This is a genomic window from Methanolapillus millepedarum (genome assembly GCF_032594115.1).
GTDB lineage: Archaea > Halobacteriota > Methanosarcinia > Methanosarcinales > Methanosarcinaceae > Methanolapillus > Methanolapillus millepedarum.
On record NZ_CP131060.1, the window covers coordinates 1,047,912 to 1,073,791 of the forward strand.

18 protein-coding genes are annotated in these 25,880 nt (G+C 36.8%); 11 read left to right on the top strand and 7 right to left on the bottom strand.

The window, feature by feature from the left end:
- Positions 1-106 precede the first annotated feature (106 nt).
- Complete coding sequence (locus tag MsAc7_RS04970; protein ID WP_338101824.1) at positions 107-1,411, top strand: ATP-binding protein; 1,305 nt, start codon at positions 107-109, stop codon at positions 1,409-1,411.
- Positions 1,412-1,606: 195 nt separating this feature from the next.
- Positions 1,607-2,350 carry an MBL fold metallo-hydrolase gene (locus MsAc7_RS04975; RefSeq protein ID WP_338101825.1) on the top strand — a complete coding sequence of 248 codons (744 nt, stop codon included), beginning with the start codon at positions 1,607-1,609 and terminating at the stop codon, positions 2,348-2,350.
- Positions 2,351-2,355: 5 nt separating this feature from the next.
- Here the strand turns inward: MsAc7_RS04975 and MsAc7_RS04980 are convergent, their stop codons facing one another.
- Positions 2,356-2,835, bottom strand: coding sequence for a PD-(D/E)XK nuclease domain-containing protein (locus MsAc7_RS04980; protein ID WP_338101826.1), 480 nt, complete (start codon positions 2,833-2,835; stop codon positions 2,356-2,358).
- Positions 2,836-3,167: 332 nt separating this feature from the next.
- On the opposite strand from MsAc7_RS04980, the gene MsAc7_RS04985 reads away from it, so the two are divergent.
- The 7 genes from MsAc7_RS04985 to dgt all read left to right on the top strand — a co-directional run bounded on the left by MsAc7_RS04985 (position 3,168) and on the right by dgt (position 16,584).
- Entirely contained in the window at positions 3,168-6,047 is a 2,880-nt protein-coding gene (locus MsAc7_RS04985; protein WP_338101827.1) for an SNF2-related protein, read from the top strand.
- A 351-nt stretch (positions 6,048-6,398) separates the two neighbouring features.
- Positions 6,399-7,583 (top strand): ABC-three component system protein, encoded by a 1,185-nt coding sequence (locus MsAc7_RS04990; protein ID WP_338103469.1) that lies wholly within the window; start codon positions 6,399-6,401, stop codon positions 7,581-7,583.
- Positions 7,576-8,079, top strand: coding sequence for a three component ABC system middle component (locus tag MsAc7_RS04995; protein ID WP_338101828.1), 504 nt, complete (start codon positions 7,576-7,578; stop codon positions 8,077-8,079). Before MsAc7_RS04990 ends, MsAc7_RS04995 begins: the two co-directional genes overlap by 8 nt.
- Positions 8,076-10,103 (top strand): DUF3732 domain-containing protein, encoded by a 2,028-nt coding sequence (locus MsAc7_RS05000; protein WP_338101829.1) that lies wholly within the window; start codon positions 8,076-8,078, stop codon positions 10,101-10,103. The genes MsAc7_RS04995 and MsAc7_RS05000 overlap by 4 nt, the downstream gene beginning before the upstream one ends.
- Before the next feature lie 28 nt (positions 10,104-10,131).
- Entirely contained in the window at positions 10,132-12,042 is a 1,911-nt protein-coding gene (locus MsAc7_RS05005) for a site-specific DNA-methyltransferase (protein ID WP_338101830.1), read from the top strand.
- A gap of 30 nt (positions 12,043-12,072) precedes the next feature.
- Entirely contained in the window at positions 12,073-15,078 is a 3,006-nt protein-coding gene (locus tag MsAc7_RS05010; protein ID WP_338101831.1) for a restriction endonuclease, read from the top strand.
- Positions 15,079-15,114: 36 nt separating this feature from the next.
- Positions 15,115-16,584 carry a dGTP triphosphohydrolase gene (gene dgt, locus MsAc7_RS05015; protein WP_338101832.1) on the top strand — a complete coding sequence of 490 codons (1,470 nt, stop codon included), beginning with the start codon at positions 15,115-15,117 and terminating at the stop codon, positions 16,582-16,584.
- 11 nt (positions 16,585-16,595) lie between these two features.
- On the opposite strand, the gene MsAc7_RS05020 is transcribed toward dgt, so the two are convergent.
- Genes MsAc7_RS05020 through MsAc7_RS05030 form a run of 3 tightly spaced genes read right to left on the bottom strand, consistent with a single transcriptional unit; the run spans position 16,596 to position 20,813 of the window.
- Entirely contained in the window at positions 16,596-17,948 is a 1,353-nt protein-coding gene (locus MsAc7_RS05020) for an Rcat domain-containing protein (RefSeq protein WP_338101833.1), read from the bottom strand.
- Entirely contained in the window at positions 17,948-19,963 is a 2,016-nt protein-coding gene (locus MsAc7_RS05025; protein WP_338101834.1) for an ATP-binding protein, read from the bottom strand. Before MsAc7_RS05025 ends, MsAc7_RS05020 begins: the two co-directional genes overlap by 1 nt.
- A gap of 16 nt (positions 19,964-19,979) precedes the next feature.
- Positions 19,980-20,813 carry a DNA adenine methylase gene (locus MsAc7_RS05030; RefSeq protein ID WP_338101835.1) on the bottom strand — a complete coding sequence of 278 codons (834 nt, stop codon included), beginning with the start codon at positions 20,811-20,813 and terminating at the stop codon, positions 19,980-19,982.
- Positions 20,814-21,122: 309 nt separating this feature from the next.
- Here MsAc7_RS05030 and MsAc7_RS05035 point away from each other — a divergent pair, with 309 nt between their 5' ends.
- Positions 21,123-21,248: a hypothetical protein gene (locus MsAc7_RS05035; RefSeq protein ID WP_338101836.1), complete on the top strand. Its 126-nt coding sequence runs from the start codon at positions 21,123-21,125 to the stop codon at positions 21,246-21,248.
- 37 nt (positions 21,249-21,285) lie between these two features.
- Here the strand turns inward: MsAc7_RS05035 and MsAc7_RS05040 are convergent, their stop codons facing one another.
- The 3 genes from MsAc7_RS05040 to MsAc7_RS05050 all read right to left on the bottom strand — a co-directional run bounded on the left by MsAc7_RS05040 (position 21,286) and on the right by MsAc7_RS05050 (position 24,906).
- Positions 21,286-22,677 carry a hypothetical protein gene (locus tag MsAc7_RS05040; RefSeq protein WP_338101837.1) on the bottom strand — a complete coding sequence of 464 codons (1,392 nt, stop codon included), beginning with the start codon at positions 22,675-22,677 and terminating at the stop codon, positions 21,286-21,288.
- A gap of 871 nt (positions 22,678-23,548) precedes the next feature.
- Complete coding sequence (locus tag MsAc7_RS05045; protein WP_338101838.1) at positions 23,549-23,977, bottom strand: hypothetical protein; 429 nt, start codon at positions 23,975-23,977, stop codon at positions 23,549-23,551.
- Positions 23,978-24,456: 479 nt separating this feature from the next.
- Positions 24,457-24,906 carry an Sjogren's syndrome/scleroderma autoantigen 1 family protein gene (locus MsAc7_RS05050; protein WP_338101839.1) on the bottom strand — a complete coding sequence of 150 codons (450 nt, stop codon included), beginning with the start codon at positions 24,904-24,906 and terminating at the stop codon, positions 24,457-24,459.
- 493 nt (positions 24,907-25,399) lie between these two features.
- On the opposite strand from MsAc7_RS05050, the gene MsAc7_RS05055 reads away from it, so the two are divergent.
- Entirely contained in the window at positions 25,400-25,672 is a 273-nt protein-coding gene (locus MsAc7_RS05055) for a stationary phase-response protein (protein ID WP_338101840.1), read from the top strand.
- Positions 25,673-25,880: the final 208 nt, after the last annotated feature.

The following is a 25,880-nucleotide window of genomic DNA, read 5'->3' on the forward strand; positions in this document are numbered from 1 at the left end:
GGAATTATATAATTATACATTCCGTACAATAATATGGAATAAATAATTCATTCGCATCGATTTTGGTTGAACTCTATTCAAATTCAAAAAAAGGACAAGGAAAAACATGAGTGAGACATCTTTAAACGTCATTGAGCTTCTCTTGACGGCTGAAATATACAACACGGAAAACAGTTTGTATGCCAACGATATCCCGTCCGAAATTCGGCGCTCTTTTTGGGACAGCAAAATCCGCGGCATCCAAAAACCAATTAAAGTGAACAAGGCGATTGTCAAAAAGATCTACGGCATCGACAATGTCGAAGAAGCCTTAAAAATCAACGGCAAAAAATTCAGTTACGCGATTTTTGACGAAAATTCCGGTACGCTTCGTTTGACCGACGGCGGTCTTGAAGCGGCAGCCCAGTGGTTTGAAAAACAGGACGGCGCCGGCGACAGAATCAATATGAATCCGGTTTTAGCGTATTATTTCCAAAATGTTTTAAAGCGCGACAACGTCAATTACGAGAACACCGCTTCCAAAAACCCGCCCAAAGAAGCGTCCCGGGAATGGATTCAGTCCATTATCGAAGAGCTTGAAGACGACAAAGGAAACGGCAAGGAATGGCTGAAACTGGCGTATATTAAAGCGCCCGAAGAAGTCCGCGAAACAATGGACGAGCTGATTTTAACCGAACGGCAGAAAAATGAGTTGCAAAAGATTGAGATGGCCATCAAAAACAAAGACCATTTGAAACAAATCGGTCTTTACGACATCGGAAAAGTGCTGTTCGTGGGGCCGCCCGGAACCGGAAAAACATCTTTTGCGCGCGCGCTTTCCAAAAAATTATCCGTTCCGATCATTGAAGTCCATCTCTCAATGATTACGGATCAGTATTTGGGAGAAACATCCAAAAACATTGACCGTGTGTTCGCGCTGTCGAAGCGGTTCAACCCTTGCATATTGTTTATTGACGAATTTGACTTTATCGCAATGTCGCGTAGTTCCGCCGACGAACACGCCGCCATCAAACAGGCTGTCAACACATTGTTAAAAGCGATTGACAACGTCAGTTTGGTGGAAGATGGCGTCCTTTTGATTGCCGCCACAAACCACACCCGGCGTTTGGACGACGCCGTTTGGCGACGGTTTGATGAAATCGTTGACTTTGAAAAACCGACGATTGAGATGCGTAAGCAGATTTTGGATTCGATTTTGAAGAGAATCGAAGGCAACATTGATACCGAAGCGATTTCCCGGCGGACGGAAGAATACACGGGATCCGACTTGCGTATGGTTGTTCGGGAAGCCGTTTTGTCGGCGCTTCTTGAAAACCGTTACAATTTGATCCAATCCGATTTGGAAAACGCGATTAAATCCTTTGACCGGCGGTCCGGTTTGAAATCGGCGTCTTACATCGAAAACGTTTAAACCGTTTTCGCTTTTTCTTTTTAGCGGATGGCGACGCGCGCGTTAAAGCAACACCTTTTTGTTGACGTGATGCAAAAACGAAAGGATAGTTTTTAAATGACTCTTTTCCGATTCATTTATTTACTTCTTTTGTTTTGTTGTTAAATATATTATTTTTTATTGTCCATTTTATTATTAAATTTTGCAGGGACCGACATGAAAATCACACTTCTTGGAACCGGAGACGCTCCCGGAACGCCGACGATTGGTTGCAATTGCCCGTCCTGCACGGACGCAAAATTGCCCGGCAGCAAGAGCTGTCGCACTCGTTTTTCAGTTTTGGTTCAAACGGATTTCGGAAACGTGCTCATCGACACCAGTCCCGACATGCGCGAACAATTGCTTCGGGAAAATGTTCCCCACATCGACGCCGTGATTTGGACACACGGCCACTATGACCACTACGGCGGCTTTGCCGAATTTTATCGGGTTCAAAAAGAGGTTTCCGTCTACGGCGTCAAAGATACGGTGGACTACATCACGAATATTTATTTTTACATCACAGCCGACAAGCATTATATGAACCTTTACGAGCCGTTTTCGCTCATCGGTCTTGAGTTTTCGTTGTTTGAGGTCAAACATTTCCCGGAAAAACTTCCGGTCGGCGTCGTCATTTCTGACGGTAAACATAAAATTATCATCAGCGGGGATTGCGAGTTGGACATTCCGCAAGAAAGCATTGATTATATTCAAAATCCGGATTTGTTTATCGTTGACGCGATTGTTCCCGAACACATGGCCGTCAATAAACATATGAATTCGACGCAGGCATTTGAAATGGCGGAGAAGATTGGGGCAAAGAAGGTTGTTTTTACACATCTGAGCCATTTTTACGGACCTCATGATGGGGAATGCGAGAGGTATCCGTTGGGGTTTGATGGGATGGGGTTTGAGTTTTGAAAAAATTATTCCGGAGAAATAACGACCTTAACACTCATTTCATAAGTCGCTAACTTTTCTAAGTCCCCAATCAACCCGTAAGGGTTTCTTAACACCCCGGATTTATCAAAGATGAATAGAATAAGATGATCGCTGTCTTTTCTAGCTTTATATCGTCCAATATCGATAAGTAAATCATCTCCTATTTTGTTATCTTTGAAATTTTCTCGGGGATATTTGACTTCAATGATTGTCTTGATGCTTGGAATATAAAAATCAACAACCGATTTACTACCAGCATTTTCCGGAACATAATCTTCAGCATGCACGTCTTGGAAAAATAATCTTAAAATCGCATGAAGAGCATCGTGTTCATCGTTGAATTCGTGACTGAGTCTCTGATTATAACGATTTTGAAGTTGCTTTGCAAATTTATCAAAGTTTTTGAGAACGGATATCAAATCACTTGACTTTTTTTCAATCGGTGGAAATTCTTTCAACGCCAAAAGTTTTCCGGTGAGCCTTTCATAGGTCCTTTGTGCCAGATTCTGTACTCTTTTCCGGAAATATAAAAACTGCCATCTGACCTTTCTTTTGTGTGGGCTTTGGCAATTTTATCTCCTTCATTGAGAAGAGATGTTAGGATTTCGTTTATATTTTCGATAAAAATCATACCATTATTTGCAGGGATAGAAATGTTGAATTTTGTTTAATAATAGATTAATTATAATTATAACTTGTAGGCAGGATACTAAAACAACAATTTAAATAATATTATGATAAATTATGTTGACATATATATTTTATCATTATATTGTATTAACTAAAATGTGATTAGATGGCGACAGATTATCATGCGAAATTATACGCTGAAGAACTTTTAAAACGCGGTCCTTCCGACCATGTTGAAAGTTTAACTGCAATATTAATGGACTCCCAGGTTGATTTAAATCCGCATCAAGTTGATGCCGCTCTTTTTGCTTTTCGCTCTCCGCTCTCAAAAGGCGTCATTTTGGCGGATGAAGTCGGCCTCGGAAAAACAATCGAAGCCGGGATAGTTCTCTCTCAAAAATGGGCGGAACGAAAAAGAAAGATCTTGATTATTTTACCGTCTAATTTAAGAAAACAATGGCAACAAGAATTGTGGGACAAATTTGGTCTCCCGACTCAGATCCTTGAAACAAAAAACTTCAATAAATCCATGAAATGTGGACACAAAAATCCATTTGAAAACGATGAAATCGTCATCTGTTCATATCAATTCGCAAAAAACAAATCAGATTTCGTCCGCCGTGTTCATTGGGATTTGGTTGTGATTGATGAAGCGCATCGTCTCCGGAATGTGTATAAACCGTCAAATGTGATCGCACGGGAATTGAAAAGCGCTCTTGAAGGCTGTCCAAAATTGCTGCTTACCGCAACGCCACTTCAAAACTCTTTGCTTGAACTTTACGGTTTAGTGAGTTTCATTGATGAGATGGTTTTCGGCGACAAAAAAAGTTTTCAGGAACAATTCGTTCGGCTATCTCCGGGAAGTAATTTTGATGATTTGAAGCATAGATTGCAACCGATTTGTAAACGAACACTTCGGCGACAAGTAACGGAATATATTCGATTTACGGAAAGAATTGCTCAAACGCAGGAGTTTATTCCGACCAAAGAAGAAAAGCAGCTTTATGAAATGGTTTCAACTTATTTGCAACGTCCAAACCTTTATGCACTTCCGCCAAGTCAGCGTTCTTTGATGACTCTTGTCTTGAGAAAGCTGTTGGCATCGTCTACTTTTGCGATTGCCGGCGCCCTGGATTCCTTAATTAAAAAGCTGGAGAAGCAATTGGATTGCAGCTCTAAAAGGAAGAAAGATTCTGATGAAGAATTTATAGAGGAGATTGGTAATGATTTTGAAACACTTGGAGAGCTTGAAGAGGAAATTGAATCGGATTTAGACGATGAACCTGCTTTAAATGATTATGACCGTGAAGCTATTTTAGAAGAAATCCAAGAGCTTAAGGTATTTTACGACCGCGCTGTTTTAATTACAAACAACGCTAAAGGAAAATCTCTGTTACAGGCGTTAAGCATCGGTTTTGAAAAGATCAATGAACTTGGCGGCGCCCAAAAGGCAATTATTTTTACGGAATCCAAAAGAACTCAAAATTATCTGGTTCAGCTGTTATCTGAAAACGGCTATATCGACGATATTGTTCTTTTCAACGGAGATAATAATGATCCTAAGTCAACTCAAATTTACAATAATTGGAAAAAACAAAATGAAGGTTCTGACAAAATTACCGGTTTGAGAAGTGCTGATATTCGAGCTGCCTTAGTAGACCATTTCCGTGAAGACGCAAAAATTATGATTGCAACAGAAGCTGCATCGGAAGGAATAAATCTTCAATTTTGTTCATTGGTTGTGAATTACGACTTGCCGTGGAACCCCCAAAGAATTGAACAGAGAATCGGACGCTGTCACCGATACGGTCAAAAATATGATGTCGTTGTCGTCAATTTCATCAACAAAGAAAACGCAGCTGATCAGAGAGTTTACCAGCTTTTGTCGGAAAAATTCCGTCTTTTCAACGGTGTTTTCGGGGCGAGTGATGAAGTATTAGGTGCAATAGAATCCGGTGTGGACTTTGAGAAACGAATCGCTGAAATTTACCAGCAATGTCGAACATCAGATGAAATACAAACTTCTTTTGATCAGCTTCAGCAGGAACTTAGCGTTGAAATTGATGAAAATATGCAAACGACACGTCAAAAGCTTTTGGAAAACTTTGACAACGAAGTAACCGAGAAATTGAAAGTTTATAACAAGCAGACAAATCTTTGTTTGAACAAATACGAGGTTCTTCTTTGGGAGCTTACCAAATACATGCTCTACGGAATGGCGGATTTTAATGATTCTCAAATGTCTTTTACGCTCCATGAATCCATTCAAGACGATTCCGGAAAAGAAATTCCAACCGGATTGTACTTTTTAAAACGCGGTAACCAATCCGGCCATTGCTATAGAATTAACAATCCATTGGCTCAATGGATTCTCGACGAGGTTGAAAAGATTGACTTGCCGAAAGCAGCAATCGTTTTTGATTACACAAACAGCGGTAAAAACATCGCGATTTTGGATCCGGTCATCGGAAAATCGGGAACATTGATTGCATCCAAAATGGCGATTGAATCACTGGATAAGGAAGAGCACATCATTCTCGCCGGCATTTGCGACGATGAAACAAAACTTGACGCTGATCAAGCCCGCCGTCTATTCAATCTTCCCGGAATTGTGAAACAAAATACAAACACAGAAACGGAAATTGACGAATCTGTTATTGCCAACGTTTATGAGATTCAAAAACAAGAAATTCTCACTCAAATCGACGCCCGAAATGAGAAATATTTCGATGAGGAAATGGACAAATTGACCCGTTGGGCGGACGACAAAAGAAAATCACTCAAAGGAACAATGAAAGACATTGAATCTGAAAAGACAAAGTTAAACGCTGAAATTCGCTCCGGCGTCAGTTTCCAAGAGAAGGTCCAAATTCAGAAACAACTTCGAGCTTTGGAGAAAAAGTACGACGACGCTTGGCGGGAATATGACGAAGATGCCCGCAAAATTGACAAGCAAAAAGAATCATTTTTGGATGAAGTCGAAGCGAAGTTAGTTCAGGAAATTCGAGAAGAAAAATTGTTTGTTATCAGATGGGAAGTTGTTTGAAAAAAGAATGACGGGTCCGCGCTCATCTTTACGACAATTTCAATTATGATCCTGGTCATAAGTATCAATCCTCCCTTCCACGTCACCTTTCCAGCAACGCAGCACCACTTCTCCACTTTTCGATGTTTTGCCCGCCTAGACAATCTCAAGCTCTCTAAGTACACAAATCCAAGAATGAATACCGAGAATAAAATGATGAGGAAGACCGCTATCATTGGCACTAAGGCCAGACTTGTATTCGGGAATGAGCCGAAATGAAATACCAAATGTATTTACAAGCAATGAAATTAAGCAATAAATTATATATAAAATTTTAGGACTACAAAGACTCGGTAAAAGGAAGTGTTTTGAATACCCCACTCAGCAGCAGCATCTCTAAAAGGTTATTTATTTCAATGCCAATTTGCATTACTAGAATCTTTGAGGCGATTAACTGACGGTCTTTTAGTATCTGTGTCAATTGAAACACTGGATGATATTGTTTATGAGAATGAGGATAATGTAACTGATGTTATACAAGTAAAACACCATGAAAGTGGCAAAAATCTTACAAGTTCGAGTAATGATTTTTGGAAAACTGTTAAAATATGGATTGATACTAAAAATGAGCCGGGTGTTACAAACGATACTTTATTTTATCTGATAACAACTGAAACAATTTCTGAAGATTCAATTCCTTATTACTTAAAAGAAGACGGTCACAGAGATGTTGCAGAAGCAATTAAAAAAATGGATGAGTGGACTGTAAAAGAAAAAGTCCAAAAAGATTTTAAAAAAATATTTGAGTTATATAATGAGATGGAATGTTTTGAAAAAGAAAATTTATTTAAAAATTGTTTTATTTTGGATAAATCTATAAATATTTCGAACATCCGAGAGGAAATTTCAAAGGAAATACACCATTCCTGTGAACCTAATCAAATCGAAAAGTTTGTTGATCGTTTAATTGAGCGTTGGCTAACTCTGGTTGAAACTAAAATAAGATCAGATTACAAACTTATTAGTGGCGTTGATATTTATTCAATAATTAGTGAGTTGAGGGAAGAGTTTAAACGAGACAATCTTCCTGTGGACTCTGAGATAATGGAGATTCAACTGGAATATGAATCATATTGGAGATATATGTTCATAAAGCAACTTGATTTAATACACATGTCTGAAAAAACAAAAAGATACGCTGTTGAGGATTATTATCAGTCTCGAGAACAGAGATCTCGATGGGCTAGAGAAGGGTTTCTTTATCCCGGTGAACTTGATAAATATGATAAAAAATTAAAAGTAGAATGGGAGCGCCAATTTGAGTTTGAAAAATCAAAAAATAATTATTTAAAAAAAGAAGATTTGATACAAATAGGTCAAGAAATCTATAATACATTTCAAAAAACCGGGGAACCCATTCGGAAAAATTTTTCAGACCCCTTTCTTTCTCGAGGATCGTATCACATACTATCCGATGAACTGGAAGTTGGATGGCATCCACAATATTATGAAAAATTAAAAAGTAGAAATATGAAAAATGGTGATGAAAATGATTGATTGGTCAAAACGAAATGAAGAGGAGGCAAATTTGTTCAACCCCCCATTTTTATCAATCCTATGTTATGAATCAATAAAAAATTATAATGAGGAAACAAAATTAAATTCGCCATTCATTTTGCCTTTTCTTATAATTCCATTTATTTTACATAAAAAAACGAGGGATCGGCTTCCGAGCACTACAAGAACCCAATTTACAACATGGATGGTAAATGAAACAAATTCCTCATTAAAAATAGACTATAATTCGAGAGCAAACGCTTTTGTTCCATACGTCAAAGAAGCTATCATATACTCATGCAATACGAATTTGATTCAATTTTCACGAGAAGGAAACTTTGAGATTCGAACGAAATTGTCAAAAGACATATATTCAAATGAGATTTTTACAGAGGATGCGCTTGAATGTATAAAAAAGGCATCCTTCTGCGGAAAATGGTTTGCAAGATCCGGGGATATAAATACAATTATGCTTTTTTTGGGAGTAAGACCATGAGTTTTCAAATTCAATCATTAATATTGTACAGTAATGAAGGAAACATTCGAAAAATAGATTTTAATTTAAATAGAATAAATATAGTAACAGGAAAGTCAGGGACAGGAAAAAGTGCTATTAGTCAAATAATTGAATATTGTTTAGGGGGTGAGTGCAACGTCCCGATTTCTGTTATACGTGATAAAGTGTCATGGTATGGTCTTCAAATAAATAAAAATAATGAATTATATTTTATTTTTCGAAAATGCCCCAAAAAGAATGATACATCAGAATACATTTACTTCAAAGAAGGAAAAGATTTACCGCCATTTGAAAATGTAAAACAGAACATGAATATGGATGGACTAAAAACCTTTCTCTCTAACCTTGTTGGGATCGTTGAGTACTCAAATGAGAATAGTACAACAAGTTTACCAACGGGAAAAAATGAATTTAAAAAATCATTAACATACTGTTTTCAAGAGCAAAGTGAATTAATAAACAAAAAAAACTTGTTCCACCGGCAAGACGAACCATTTATCCCAATTAGCATTCGAGATTATTTGCCTTATTTTTTAGGTGCAATTGATGAGAATTATATATCCAAGCTTCAAGAACTTAAAAAGTTGAGAAAGGAATTAAAACAAAATGAAAACAAATTAGCTGAAATGAAGTCAATTGTTGGGCAAAATTTTGAAAAGGCAAGCATGTTATTTGTGCAAGCTAAAGGCTTGGGATTATATGATAAACAAAAAGAGCTTGAATTAAGTAACAGCAAGGAATCTGCCACACTTGAAAAATGTGCAATGGTCGTAGATTATGGTGCAGAAATGGATGGGAACAACAGTCCCATTCTAAAAGATGTGGTCATTATTCAAAATGTTTTTCAGAAAATACTTGATTTTGAAGCATCCACCGACTCTATTCAAACTGAAAATTTAGAATTCGACAAACTTGAAGAAGAACGTAATAAGAAAAGATATGAATATCGAATCATTGAAGAGGAAATTCGGTCACTAAACAAGATGAAACAAAAAAATTATAATGCAGAGACCGAACTCAAAGAGCAGATATCCCGATTAAATAGTATAAAGATACTTAAGGAAATGGATTACAATAATTGCTTGTGTCCATTGTGTTCTTCAACCCTCGAAACTCCAATTCCGACAGCACAAGAAATATCTCAAAATTTGAAAAATATTAAATCAGATTTAGCCGCTTTCACGAATGATTACTACCACCTTGATAAACTAATTCAAGAAAAAGAAGAATCAAGAACATTAATAATATCAGAGCTTAATAAATTAAAAAAGGATGTCTATGCAATTGAAAAGATAATAAAGAATGATAAAAAATTAAAAGACACGAGAGAACAACGTTTAAAACTCAAGGGAAAAATCGAATTATATCTTGAATCAATTTCTGATATTAAAGATAATAGTCAAGAATTAAAAGAAAAGGTAGAATTAATTCAGAAAAAGATTGAACGCATTGAATCTGAGACGGATAGTGAAGCAATAGAGGAAAAATTGAATTCAATATTGTCGAATATTTCCAGAGACATGGGATGTTTCGCAAAGAAGTTAGAATTGGAATACTCGGAAAACCCAATTCGGCTTGACATCAAAAAATTAACGGTTTCCGCTGATTTTAAAAATTCTCCCATTACTCTTGATAAAATGGGAAGCGGTCACAATTTTGTAGGCTACCATATTGTTGCACATCTGGCCCTTCACAAATGGTTTATTGAAAACAACAGACCAGTTCCATCATTTTTATTTATTGATCAACCTTCACAATCTCACTATCCTCCTGAATCAACTGATGATAAAGAATATCAAAATATGGAAAATGAATCCGTTTTAAAAATTTATAATTTAGTTAGAGAAGTTTCATCAAAATATGGATTCCAAGTTATTGTTGTTGACCACGCTGATTTCAAAAAAGATGAAAAGTTCCAAGAAAGTATAATTGAAAATTGGTACGAGGAAAAATTAATTCCTGACGAATGGAAAACAGATGAAGAACTTAAATTATTAAAATAACTTTATTTTTATTGAAGGAGCCTCCAAAATGCCTGAAAAACTTCAAAAACCTGAAAAATTAAACTTGAAATCAGAAGACATTGCTTCTCTCAACAAACAAAAACTCAAACAACTCTTCCCCTCCGTCTTCACCGAAACCAAAAACGAAAAAGGAAAACTTGTTGAAAGTATTGATTTTGAGAAGCTGAAAGCGGAGCTTGGGGAATTCAGTGACATTTTTGAAAGCCGCCGCGAGCGTTACGGTATGGATTGGCCCGGAAAAAAGGATTGTATGACGCTCATTCAGCAGCAATCTATCGGAACCTTAAAACCGTCACCTGATGAATCCGTCAACTTTGATTCAACGGGAAACTTATACGTTGAAGGTGACAACTTAGAAGTTTTAAAACTTCTTCAAAAATCATATTACAGCAAAGTCAAAATGATTTACATCGATCCGCCGTACAATACGGGCAACGAATTCATTTATCCGGATAATTATTCCGAGAATTTGGATACCTATCTGATGTATGCCGGTTTGGTCGACAACGAAGGACGGAAATTTTCAACGAACACAGCAAATGAAGGACGGTTCCACACGAAGTGGATGAATATGATATATCCGCGCCTTTATTTGGCAAGAAATTTGTTGACGGAAGATGGAGTTATTTTTGTATCAATCGATGATAATGAAGTGGATAATTTAAAGAAGATTTGTAATGAGATCTTTGGGGAAGAAAATTGTATAGGAGCATTTGTTTGGAGAAAGAAAGTTGGAGCTGGTGCTGATTCAAAGCAATTTTTCAGGCAACACGAAAGTATATTGTTGTATGCAAAAAATGCTACCGAACTTGGTGAATTGTATCAACCATTAACAGATGAACAGAAAAAGGAATATTCAAATCCTGATAATGACGCGAGAGGAGCTTGGGCATCTACAGACTTAACAGCTCCTGCGCACGATAATGATCCCAAGAGGATATATGATGTTACTTCACCTACTGGGAGAATATTTACAAAATGTTGGAGTTATACAAAGGAGAATATGAACGACCTGATAAAACAAAATTTGGTGTGGTTTGGAAATGATGGAAATTCTATGCCAAAACGAAAAAGGTTTTTAAATGACAAAAAGGGATTAGTACCAAGATCGTGGATTGATTTTTCACTAACATCCGATGGAAAAAAAGATTTAGAAAAAATCGAAGCAGAGTCAATTTTTGATTATCCTAAACCAGTAAAGATAATAAAATATTTTTTAACTATTGGCTCTGATAAAAATTCAACTGTTCTCGACTTCTTTTCCGGCTCCTCCACAACAGCCCACGCCGTCATGCAACTCAACGCTGAAGACGGTGGGAATCGAAAGTTTATCATGGCTCAATTGCCGGAACCGTGTGCGGAGGATTCAGAAGCCTTTAAAGCAGGATACAAAACGATTGCTGATGTTGGGAAGGAAAGAATTCGAAGAGCCGGTTTGAAAATTAAATCTGAAAATCAGGATGCAACGGAATTGGATATCGGATTTAAAGTTTTTAAATTGGATCAATCGAACTTTAAAATGTGGGATTCTTTGGATTCGACGGTACCGGATTCGAAAATCTTGGAAAGCTTGGATCTCTTTATCGACAACATTCGGGATGGAGCGTCCCAGGAAGACATTCTTTACGAGATTTTACTTAAAGCCGGATTTTCGCTGACGGAGAAAATTGAAAAGAAAACGATGGCCGGAAAAACTGTTTATTCTGTTTCGGACGGCGCCCTTTTGATTTGTTTGGACAATGAAATAACACGGGAATTGATCGATGAAATTGCAGCGTCGCCGGTTTTGTCTAAATTTATTTGTTTGGATTTGGGCTTTAAAGGAAACGACCAATTGAAAGCAAATGCAGTAAAAACGTTTGAAGCTCGAAATCAGGGAAGAGAAAAAGGACTTCAAATGGAATTCAGAACAATTTGATTTTGATTTCAATTTTTGGAGAGGAATTTCATGAAATTAAAATTTGATTCAAATCTGAGTTTTCAGAAAGAAGCAATTTCTGCTGTTGTTGATCTGTTTGAAGGAACGCCTCAAAAACAAAGCGATTTTGATATTACGTTTACGTCCGGAACCGGAGCCGGACGCGTTTCGGAATATACCGAACTCGGTCTCGGCAATAAAATGTTCATAAATGAGGAAACGATTTTAAAAAACCTGCATGCTGTTCAGGAACGAAATTTCATTCCGAAATCCTCTGCATTAGCGGAGAGGGGAGGTATTTATAAATTCCCGAATTTTTCCGTGGAAATGGAAACCGGTACCGGAAAAACATACGTTTATTTGCGGACGATCTTTGAACTCAACAAAAAATACGGGTACAAAAAATTCGTGATCGTTGTCCCATCGGTTGCAATTCGCGAAGGCGTTTCCTCGTCCATCCGCATTATGAAAGACCATTTCAAAGGACTTTATGACAACGTGCCTTTTGATTCCTTCATTTACAATTCAAAGGACCTCAATAAAGTCCGCCAATTCGCTGTCAGTAATGAAATTCAAATCATGATTATCAATATTCAGGCTTTTCAAAAAGATGCCGGCGAAAATGAAGAAGATTATTCTAAATTGACTGAGGAACAAATCAAAAAACTCAATGTTATTCACCAAGAACAAGACAAAATGTCCGGAAGACGCCCGATTGAATATATTCAGGCAACACGACCGATTGTTATCTTTGATGAGCCTCAAAGCGTTGATGGAACTCCGAAGTCTAAAAAAGCCGTTTCCAAATTAAAACCACTGTTTGGTCTTCGCTACTCTGCAACCCATAAAAAATCAGAATCTTACAATGTCATTTACAAATTGGATCCTGTCAAAGCCTACGACCTCCGCTTGGTGAAACAAATTGAAGTCGCATCCGTCCAAATTGAACAAAATTATAACAAAAATTTACTTCGGTTGGTCAGCATCGGATATCCCAAAGGTTCAAAAACACCCCAAGGAAAAGCAATTATTTACGAAGACACTCCAACCGGAACCCGTGAAAAGCCGGTCTCATTAAAACATGGAACCGACATCAGCGACCAAACGAATCGTCCCGGATATGAAGGATATGTTGTGACAAACATTTGTGCTGAAGAAGGATTGGAGCATGTGGAATTCGCAAACGGCAAGATCCTTGAAGTTTCTAAAGAAGAAGGCGGCACCGGAGATGACCTTTTAAAATTCCAACTTAAACAAACCATCGAAGAGCATTTCAAAAAAGAAAAGCGGTTCAAAGATAAAGGAATTAAAGTTCTTTCCTTATTCTTCATCGACAAGGTTTCTAATTATCGCGTTTATGAAGAAGGCGAGCCGAAAAACGGAAAATTGGCTGTTTGGTTTGAAGAGCTTTACACTGAAATTTCAAAAAAACAAATGTATCAAGGGTTGCTTCCTTACAAAGCTGAGGAGGTGCATAACGGTTATTTCTCTGCCGATGTTAAAAAAGGAAAAATTGTTTCCTTGAAAGATACATCCGGAACAACGAAAGATGATGAAGACACCTATGAATTGATTATGAAAGACAAAGAGAGATTGCTTTCAACCGATGTTCCGCTTCAATTCATTTTTAGTCACTCTGCCTTAAAAGAAGGATGGGACAACCCCAATGTTTTCCAAATCTGCTCTCTTCGAGAAATGGGAACCGAACGCGAGAGAAGACAAACTATCGGTCGTGGTCTTCGTCTGCCGGTTAATCAAACCGGAGAGCGCATTTTCGACGACACCATCAACAGATTAACGGTCATCGCCGGCGAATCTTTTGAAAAATATGCCGCTGCTCTCCAAGAAGATATCGAAAAAGATATGGGAGAAGATTTCAAATTCGGACAAATCGAAGCTATTGCCTTTTCAGGAATAGTGGACGGAAAAACACAAAAACCAATCGGTCAGGAAAAGTCCGCTGAAATCAAAACACTCCTTGAAAAGAACGGATTCATCGACAAAACCGGTCAAATCACCGGCAAATTCAAACCGGACAAAAGTTTAGATTTGCCGCCGGAACTTGTCCATTTGGAAAATGAAATCAAGAAGGAAATCAAAAGCCGCATCTTTGAAGGACGGATTAAAAAGTCGGATGATAAGAAACTTGTCAAGTATAATAAAGCCATTGAATTGAATGAAGATTTCAAAGTGTTGTGGGAGAAGATCAGTAAAAAAACCCGTTACTTTGTGGAATTCAAAACAGATCATTTGATTCAAAAAGCCTCTGAAAACATAAAAAACATGGAAGATGTCACCGGTGTTCGTGCTATCACCGAAAAAGCGGAAGTTGACATCACTAAAGCCGGTGTTGAAAAAGGGAAGGTTAAAGAGGCAAAGGTTGAATTTGTAACGGGAGCGTATCCGCTGCCGGATATACTCTCATTCCTTCAAAGGGAAACTGAACTCACCCGAAGTACTCTTGTTGAAATCCTCAAAAAATCTGATAGGCTGTACAACTTTAAATCCAATCCGCAAGTATTCATGACGGAAGTTGCTAAATTAATCAATCGGGCCATGAATGAACTGGTGATTGACGGAATCAAATATGAAATCATTGACGGACAATATTATGAGATGAGACTTTTTGACATTGATGAAGTTGAAAAGTATCTTGACCGCTTATATGAAATTCAAAGTAAAGATGACCGGACGCCTTACAATTTTGTTGAATATGACTCGGAGTTAGAACACAAAATCGCGGAGCAGCTTGACTCCGATGAAAACGTCAAATTCTTCTGTAAGCTTCCGAATTGGTTTGCCGTTCCGACGCCGGTCGGTGAATATCGTCCGGACTGGGCAATTGTTCTTGAAAATGACAAAAAATTGTATTTGGTTCGCGAAACAAAAGGAAGCCTTGATGAATTCGAACGGCGCGGGAAAGAAAATGAAAAATTAAAATGCGGAAAAGCTCACTTTAAAGCATTGGGTGTCGATTTTAAAGTGGCAACGGACATTTATGAGGTTTTGAGTGAAGGGGAGAAGAAAAAATTATAAAATAGTTATATATTTATTGAATTCTTATAGAATGTCATGAAACCAACAATGGATTTAAACAAATTATATTCGGATAAAAGAATAACAGATGTTGAACCCGAGAATGAAATGTATGTAGGTTTATATGACAGTTCAATTCAACATCCAGTGAACCCCAATTATCCGCGGTCAAATTACCAGCGTGATTTTGATCGCATTGTTTTCTCTTCTTCTTTCAGGCGGCTGCAAAATAAAACACAAGTTTTTCCTTTGCCGGGAAGCAAGTTTGTTCACAATCGTTTGACTCATTCTCTGGAGGTAGCATCTGTCGGAAGGTCCTTAGGTGTGTTGATCGGAGATTTTATTTCAACTGAATTTTCTGAAAAATTAACAGATGAAAGTAAAAGGTTCTATGAGAGAGATTTATCATCTGTCATTGCTGCTGCATGCCTTTGCCATGATATTGGAAACCCACCGTTTGGGCACTCAGGAGAGGATTCGATTGCTGAATATTTTAGACAAAATGAATCGTTAAAAGTGAAATATAATATTTCAGAAGAAGAATGGTTAGATCTGATTAATTTTGAAGGAAATTCTAATTCCATACGGTGCCTCGTTTTACAACAAAAGGGAAAATCGGTCGGCGGGCTAAACCTTACTTATTCTACATTAGCTGCTATTATGAAATATCCCTGTTCATCAACTGCCAAAGATAAAACGAAAACAGATTTAAAACGGAATAAATTTGGATACCTAACTACAGAAAAGGAAATTGTCAAAAAGATTGCTCATGATACCGGCATGATTATAGACCCTAACATTAATGGTGCTTACTTCCGCCATCCTTTTGTTTGGCTTGTGGAAGCAGCCGATGACATTTGTAACCGTGTTATAGATCTGGAAGACGCACACCGTTTAAAAATAATTCCATTTAAAGAATGTAGCAAATTATTATTTGGACTTATCGAGGAGTTAAAAGATTATTTAGACCAAGATGAGTTTGAGTTTGAAAAAATTAAAAATATTTATGACAAGATCAGCGATGAAACCGATGAAAATGACATGATATCTTACCTTCGTGCCAAATCGATTAATACTTTAATTATAGCCACCACTGAAAAATATAAAATCAATTTTGAAAAAATTCTTGATGGGAGCCTCAATAAAGCACTTTATGAACTTGTCGAAGAGAAGTTACCAAAACCATCAAAACTTAAAGAGATTGAAGAGTTTCAAAATAAGAAAATGTATGATTATTCATCAGTTGTCGAAATTAAAAATGCCGGTTACAACGTAATGTATGAACTGTTAGATCATTTCATAAAACCTGTATTAAAAGAAAAAGAAAAGCGTACAGAAGCAGACAAAACAAAGTTAAAACTTTTGCCAAAACAATTTGAAACAACCGATGAGGAACCATACAAAAAAATATTATGCATAATTGATTATGTCTCCGGAATGACCGATAATTACGCCTCAGATCTCTATAAAAAAATAAAAGGCATAAATATGGGGCTGACTGATTAATCAATTAAAATTTAACATCTCCGAATATTGCTTTCCGTGAAATGTTCCAATATTTTTGCGGAAGGATAATTGGACATTGAAGCAATGCCATTTACAAGTGCTATTGGATATAAAGCACCTTCATACTTTCGGCTGATTAATGCAGGAATTGTGGCCAATATGCGAGCTAATCCGATTATATCACTATCTTTGGGGAAATCGACATCTTCGTTGTTGTAATTGCCTGTTGGAATGTTGAGAACCATGCAAGTATTCGGCTCCAACTTCACATAAACTTTTTCTCCCCAGTTTGTTCGGGAACCATATTGGTTTTTAGTACGTGGCCGACGTTGTACCTCATCGACAATGTAACCATGAGATAATACAGAATAACAAGGAGTATTCTCTTTGTTTAAAGGTGGAGAAAATTGTCTTATGCTCATTAAATGGTCAAAAAATTTACCGCTTTTTTCACACCCGATAATGTGAACAGGGCGCCTCTGGTCAGATGCAAATTGTAAAAAATCACGAATTAAGGGGACAATTTTACTATATTGACTGGATAAACTCAAAGGCCCGTCTTTAATAAATAGGACGTTGGATATGAGATTCAAATCTTGATAATTCCAAAAAAGTCGAATTGGTGTGAAAAGCATTAAAGTTTCTACAATAAGCATATAGGATGAAACAATCGAGTGAGAAGCACTCTCTTCATTCATGTCTAAATGAAACCCTAACATATCAGTCAATAAAACTTCCTTATTACAATGCGGACACTTCATTTTATCTTCATCAAACAGGAAACCGGCAATTTCCAAGTCACAATGAGGGCAATCAAAATTAGGTGATTTTTTGAGATCGTTCCCAGGCAGCCATTTTTCATAAACAAGCCACTTTAAAGTTTCATAATACTGACCATTTTCATCTATTTTAATCGATTCAAAAATGATGTTTCTCACCGAATTGTAATTTGAACCTTTGCTTGTGCGAATGTTATTAAGCGGAAGAACTGTTGAATGGAATAATGCAGAATTATCCATAATTCTTTTCATTTGCAGTGGATGCGGATTCTTTTTATCAATTTTATCTATTTTTGATTTGTCTAGTCTTAATAGTGCAGTTTTTATATATGCCAACTCTTTTTGTGGAGGAGAGCCCGATTGGATAACAACATGCGAACCATCAACGGCCCAAATATTTGTTAATGCATCTGCCTCATGAGGAAATTTGACCCAGGCAATATTTGAAACACACTGAGCAGAATCATCTAAATTTTCAAAATCATTTACTAATGATCTAACCCAATCACTTTCAATGACTGTTAAGTGTCCGAGTTTTGAGGCTTTTTCACTTGGCAGTCGTTGATCCGTACTTTGATATGGCATTAAATCTCCTCTCCAATTTTAGGATCGTACAAATAAGCCTGAACGGGTATTACAAAGCGATGAGACAATGTCAACATTCGCATGTATCCGGGAGTTTTTGAACGTAAAATATCCTCTTCAACGCCCGCAAAAGAAATTTGAAGATCGGATAATGCTTTTGTTTCATATTTTGATGATAAATGTCCGACAAAAAAATTTTCTGTTTGAACAAGCAATTCCTTGTTAATAGTTGAAGGAGATTGAGTCGAATAAACCATACCGATATGAAATTTAGCACCTTCTTTTGCAAATCGAGCATAAACCCCAGTTAAATCATCATCTTTTGGAAAAAGATTGTGGGCCTCTTCAAAATACAATTCAATAAAGTGATTTCCCAACTTATTATTTACAAATTTTATTTCTTGATGAGAAAAAACAGCGGAAGATAGTATTTTTGAAAAATATTCTCTAATTTCCTTATTTGCATTCCCTAAATCTAAAATTACGGTTTTCCCTTGATCTAAAGATTTAAGGATTTCATTAATGAAATCACCTGCATTTGGACTATGATATTTGATATAACTTCTCAAAATGCTTGGCCCACTGCTATTTGAAGAACTTGGACGTAAAAACTTTAAAAATGCTTTGTCGTCTGAATCAAACAATGCATTGCCGCTACTACTTAACAACAAAGAAGAACTTTCATTTTCATGAACAAATTTTGCTATTTTTTCCAATTCATTTACTAATGCATCTAATGTATTGGGAATCTGGTTGATATCAACTTCTATAGCGGCCCTCAATTCCTCACTGAATCCGGGATTAAAATCAAAAGTCGACTTTGCCCTAAGATTTAATTTTTTCAAATTTGACTCATTGGAAGGAAAACCGGCCTTTTTTAATATTGCCCAATACATCTGAATTTTTCGAATGGATCTTATTTTTAAATTTTCTTTTTTCTCTGAAACAACATCTTCAATTGATGGCAATTCTGAACTGTAAAATCCTTTCACATATCCTGAATTATTTCCGCTTTGTTCAAGCATGGATGCTAAAACACCAAGGCAAATTTCTGGATTTTCATAAAAATTAAGTCTTAATTCTTTTGATTCGGTGGTTGAACGCTTTGTAAGAGCATAAATTTCACACCTTTCTTTATTAGCCGAGCAGATTGATAAACTATTTTTTTCCACATCTGTATCAGTTATATCCAACTGTTCCCCATCGTTTGCATATTCACCATTTACATCAAAAACAAGTTGTCCTACATTTTTATCCGTTACCGTAGCATCAAGCATCCCTTGCATTATAAGTTTGACAACGTTTGATTTTCCGAGTCTCGTTTTTCCAAACATGGCTGTACGGCAACCCATAAAATCTTTCATTGAAATTTGTACAGGAACTTGATAAATCGGATTCTCCGAGGAGCTCAATTTACACTCCATTGTTCGCAAATTTCCAATTTCGACTTTGTTTTCTTCTTTCACCAAAGAGTTGACAACCAAATCCAAAAGTTGAGCGTCAGGTGAATACACTTTATATTTATGAGCGCTGACAACATTGTTTACATCACCGGAAAAAGATAATTTATTGAAATTCTCAGGATCCGGATAAAACATTCCCAAAACATCACAATCTAAAGCACCCCATTGTAATTCACTTTGTGTCCAAATATCTATTTCAGGCATTGATTTTTTATGCAACTCAAAATATGTCTGCTGGACCTGAGAACTTAAAGGAGTTGTTGCAACACCTGTAACTCTTAATAAAGTAAAATGCGGGATTAGCCCTTCAAAACTTTCTGGAACCATTATAATAAACGATCCTCTGGGAATTCCACCAACAGCAATCTTATATGGATCGGAAGTAATAATTTTGGCGGAATCAAATCCAAGCTCCAAAACATATCCGACAAAACGCCATTTTGATAATTGTTGCGTTTTTTCATATTTTTCTTGTTTTTCTAAAAATGCAGTTAATAAAGATATCGGGGTTTTTTCAATTGCATCAGCCATTGTCATTGTTTCAATTCCCATATTCTCACACCCATGCTTAATCGCATAAATTTGCTTGAACTATTATTTCACCATATTGACGTCTGTTTCGAGGATTTGCTGAAATCGAACTGTACCTTGAAACTTTGTCTACTTTGAAATCATTTTTAAGATATAGGTCCAGGACGGCTGGATGATTTGCGTTTGTAGAAATTATTTTTACTCCTCTATCCTTTGCCCTTGCTAAAGATTCGGATAATTTAATCTGATCTTCCCATGAAAATATTTTCTCATTATATTGTAAAAAACCATTATTGTTATGACTAACCGTATAAGGTGGGTCAGCAAATATAAAATCATTATTTCGTGACTTTGAAATAGTTTTAGTAAAATTATCATCGAACAACCTTGCGGATTCTAAAATTTTAGATACGCATTCAAAGTCATCCGTGTCATACATTATGCTTGAACTTGTTCCAATCGGAACATTAAATTTACCTTCGCTATTTACTCTATAAATTCCATTAAAACAAGTTCTATTTAGATAGATAAAGCGAGCAGCGATTTGAAATTCATCATACTTCTGACCATTATCAAAAGGATTATGAGAACGAATTTTGTAATAATATTTATTTGAATGAAGTTTTTTATGTTTTTTTAATATTTTCACAACGGCTTCCCAATCTTTTTGTAATGCACCATAAGTGACAATTAGTTCAGAATTGATATCCGACAGAATTGCTTTTTCAGGCTTCAAATAAAAAAAAACAGCACCACCACCTAAAAATGGTTCAATGTATCGATTGTATTGTTGAGGAAAAAGATTTGAATGATTATTAACAAACCAGCGTTTACCCCCGGCCCACTTGATAAACGGTTTACCAATATTCATATCATTCCCCAATAATATTAATAAATTCTTCAAAGATTTTAAAGATGGTGGACAGAATATAGGACTTATGGGAAAAAACTCTCATGTTGTGACTTTTACAAATGCCCGACATAATTTTTAATAAGATTTAAATAATAGGATATATTAAATAATGTTGCTAACTCAAATATTCTTATTTGATATTAGTATTTACGAATAATTTATTTCGTAAATGGTAGTTGACCAAAGCAATGCGGTCACTTCAAGCATGGTTAAAAGCCGTGTTGCCTTACCAGCTAAAATTGAATAAATTTTATGGAGGTGAAAACTATGGCCGATAAAAAGCCAATGACTCAAAATGATGCATCACGCATTCAATCAAATGCAACAAAATCCGGTACAAACCAAGATTTTGCAAGCCGCGCTCAAAGTGCTGCCGCAAAAAATAAAAAGTAATAATATATACGGAAGCAGATTTCTCTGCTTCCAATATTTATAAAAATTTAATTTCTTTTTTTAATAAAACCATTACCATATCATGTTTTGAGAATCGTATTCTTAAAACATCTGTCTTTATGTTTTTTCGATTATCATATCTTTTACCCTGTCCCCCAAACTTCCTCTTCGCATCCCAAAAGAACACAATGCTGAAGATCAAATGAACAAACATTCCAAATCCGAACATCATAACAATGAAGGGAATCGAAGCCGTGAACACTCCGGTCAAAAACAACAGATAAACAATTCCATAATAACCAATGTTGACCAAAATGGAATTTGCAAACAAATACCGGGTTTTTCCGACAGAGACGAGAACCCCGTCAAAAACCGTGGCCAAAGCATATGCTACGTAAAACGGAACCAGCATGTACAGAATGTCCAGAATGACCTGAGGTTCTTGCGCATGAATCACATCTTCAAACATAACCGACCACAGCGGGAAGCTGAGCAGCCATAAAACGGCAATGCCTGCGACAAACAAGATGTAATTATAAATCCGTGAGTAGCCGCGTGTATAATCTCTTTTGACGATTTCAGCGAATGCTGCAATCGGAATGAGTAGCCATCCCCAGATGAAATTATTCGCCAGCCAATAAACGCCGGCGGAAGAGACGGCATTGACCATTTTGCAGACAATGAGCATGTAAATCAAATTGTCCAGAAAGATTTGGCCGCCTGAAAACAAACCGACTCGTGCCCATGTTTGAAGCGTTTTTTTCTCAAATGATATTTTCGTTTGAAGAAGGCCATCTTTGTACAACAAAAAAATTGAAACCGCCGACAAAATGATGTTGCACATAATGTTTGTCGTTGCAAGCCCCAAGACGCCGTAATCCGGAATCAGAAACACATTACCGATTGAAAGCATAACGACTTTTGCAATCAAGAGGGAAATAATGTATTTCCAGTTCCCACGAACGACAAAAACGACATACATGAACGAACTCACAAATCCCGCGATAAAACCAATCGTCTCCATTTGGAGATAAAGAGTGCTCTCCGGAGGCGCGTTCATGTAAATAGAAAGTGAACCTGCATACAGATACACAACAATCGCTGCTGCAAGATACAGCAAAAATCCGATCGTAAAAACCTGTACAATGCGGGATTTAAAAATCTCTTTGTCCTTGGCAACCTCATTAAATAAGAAGTATAAAGGAATTGTCAGAAACGCAAGCAACGTTTCATTAATCAAATCAAACCACTCAATTTGGCCGGCAATGTTTAAGACATTGCTTTCCAAACCGGAAAGCAAACGGTCAACAATTAATTGATTGATTCCCGGAATAAAATTGAAAAGCATCAACGCCAACAGAAGCGTTATCTCCGCTTTTACAAATTTATTTTCAATTATTTGTCTTTTCAACCGGTTTACAGAGATCATAAAACCAGCCTCTTGTGAGAGCATACGCTGCTCATTTTGTTCCTGTTCATACATTTCACTACCTAAAAAGGTTATCAATAGTAGGAAAGACTTCCCGACGCCGGTATTTTATGTATAAGCGCGAATGTTTTTGGTTTTTGATTCAAAAACACTATACCGTTGACACCTGTTTTGTTGAAACAACTCTTGTTGCTAAGCTAATTAAATCCAATAAATATATAAATGTTTTTAAAAAACGATGAATTTGTATCAAAAAACCAACTTATCTTTCCTCAAAACACTTAATGTTTTCAAATAGCTGTCATTTTCCCGGCAATTCCACCGAAATTCGCATTCCTTCAGATACAAATAAAAACCCAAAAAATCGGAATAGTCCTTAAAACATGTCTTTGAAAAAGCGACGAAGCTATCCAAAACTCCAAGCTTTACATGTCCTGTATTTGTTCTTTCATCTTTGACCCGATAATAATGAAAATCAAAATCAACCTACCCGCCGTAGACGGCTTCAAGTGGATTTGAATCTCTGATACTTATCCATTTTTGAATTTTTTCTTTTGAACAATCCGGTAATGTTCGAATAAAAACATCTTTATTTTTTTGAATCAGACCGATCACACTTTCATTTGAATTTAAATGAAAATGACTGAAATCATCAGGAGGCACGCATTCTCTTGAGACCTCATCCGAATATCTTGCAAGCCTCTATCGAATTTCAAAAATCTAGCATTGAACAGTTTCCAAATCAAATCCTAAAACCTGTGAAATTTGATCTGCCCGAAGACCAATTAAAAAAAAGCGGACAAGAATTTTAAACTTCGAATCCGTCATTTTTGAATTTTCAATATATTTACTGACCGGCATCTCAATCCCTTCACCCTTTTATCTCGTCCCCACTCCTCACCATTCTCACACTTCTCACTTGCGACTCAACCTCATAAACGGCTTTTTGCGTCTCCAAGGAAACCTCTTCAGCCTTCATTGAAGCTCTCCGGGAATCCGCCGCCATATTTTTCGTCTCCTCAACCGATTTTTTAATTTCCGCCATGTCTTTCATAACCACTTCAAGACCGCCGCCTTTGATGCTTTTTAAAGAATCCAAATTAAAAAGCGCATACAAAATGCAACCGAAAAGCATGAACGTCGCCATTTCGGTTGTTTGTTCCAAAATAGCCAAACAAATTGAAAAAAATAAAATGGCAATAACAAAAACAATGTTGAAAATAATCTTCAAAATATTCGCTTTTGGTTTTTGATTGACATCGGACTCCGATATTAAATTTGCATTTGAATTTTGATTCAAGATGATTCCCCCGAATTTTAAAACAAAATCATAAATCTTTCAAAGAATAAATAAAATTCCTTTAAAAAAATCGGCTTACATTTTTTCGATTTCAACAAAGAAGTTTCCTGCATTTTTTATTTTTGAGTCAGCCAAACCCTCCCGATTAAACAGACGCGTTTCGCGTCTGTTTAATCGGATTTCAATAAAAAGAGTTGGATATATCATTCATAGATGCAATCTGCATCGCACCCGACTGGCACAAATCGGAAATGAAAGCGCCGATGAAAAACAAAAACAGCCGCTGCAAATAAAATTTCAAAATAAAAAATGGCCGTACGGCTTAATCCGAAAAACCGCCGCCGCAAAAAAAGAATCAACCCATCGGATTCTGAAAATGAATTTAAAAACCGGACGACAACTTTGAACCAAAAAAAGATGAATGAAAAAGATGAAAATAAACAAAAATAAAAACAACGCCAAAATAAATAAAAGGAAGGTCAGTAAAGCCTTCCAATCATGTCGAGTCCTTTTTCGATTAAATCGAAACATTCCGCGATGCGGCGCGGATCGGATTCGTTTTGAACATCCTCGGCGATGATGGTAATTTTGAGAAGGATTAATTCCCGAAGACGGTTTTCGGCGGCCGAATAAACACGTTCTCCCACCACATAATCGTCATCGCGATTTTGTCTTTGCTGCTGCTTTTGAATCACTTTCGGAGATGGGGATTTTTGGGCCGGAAGTGTTGCCGAGCAGAACACCGGCGTTGATTTTTCGGAAACCGATTTTGACGGCTCATCGGTGTCGGCGCCGCTGCACAGCGGACAAATGATTTCTCCTTTAAAACGGAAAAGCGGCGCACCGCAAATGTCGCAGTGATTGGCCAACATCGTGCCGCCGGTTTCAAGGAAGCGGGCAATCTTTTTAATATCGTCGTCTGAACTCATTCTTTCACCTGATTTATCTTTTCATGCCGAATTGTCTTTGCTTTTATAATAAATTGTTGTTGATTGATTTGTCATTGTTAAGTTATCATTTTTATTCATCCGATTTTATATATATTTTGTTTATGAGATTTTTCGTTCTCATTTTCGTTTGTTTATTGCAGACCCGTCTTTTTCTTTAAATTTTAAAGGTTAGATTTAAATGATAGATGCATCTCTTAGGACTAACGTTTCATACAATTATTTCTGAAACTTTAAAAATCGTATAATTCATTGATGCGAACTTGCTTTTTCGGAATCTCTGTCCATGAAAGTGCTTTGAACTGTCGCAGTTTGAACAAAATATTCAATATCTCAAAGCCTTTTCCGGTTATCGTCTTTCCTTATTGCTTTACCATCGGCTTGAGGATTATTTCAAAATGAAAGAGATGCGCTCACCCGGGTTCCGGCAAGATTTGCAGTTTTGTTATTGTTATCAAAAATTACGGTGATTCAAATGTCAGCAGACGAATACAAGTCAACAATTGCGCAGTGTGTGGCGGAACTGGATATGATTGCAAATGATACGTCCGTTCCGCGAAATATCAGACGCTCGGTGACGGAAATTATTTCAATTCTCCAAAACGAAGACCAAGAACTGTTTTTACGGGCGACGTCCGGACTTTCCATCTTATCCGATGTCAGCTCCGACCCGAACCTTCCGATGCATACCGGAACTCTGATTTGGAGCATTCTCGGAAAATTGGAAACGATTCCGCCGGAAGTCTGAAAGAAAAATAATTTTTCTTTTTTCTTCTTTTCACCTTTTTCACGCCTCTTTTCATTTTCTTTCTGTTTTTTACGGAGACGTTTGCGCGCGCGTGCAGCGACACATTTATGTCAGCATCAAAGAGCTGCGGGCTGTTTTTTGATTATGTTGAATAGTTTCACTCCGTCAACTTCAACTATTTAAGGAATGTTTCCCTAAGAACATTTAT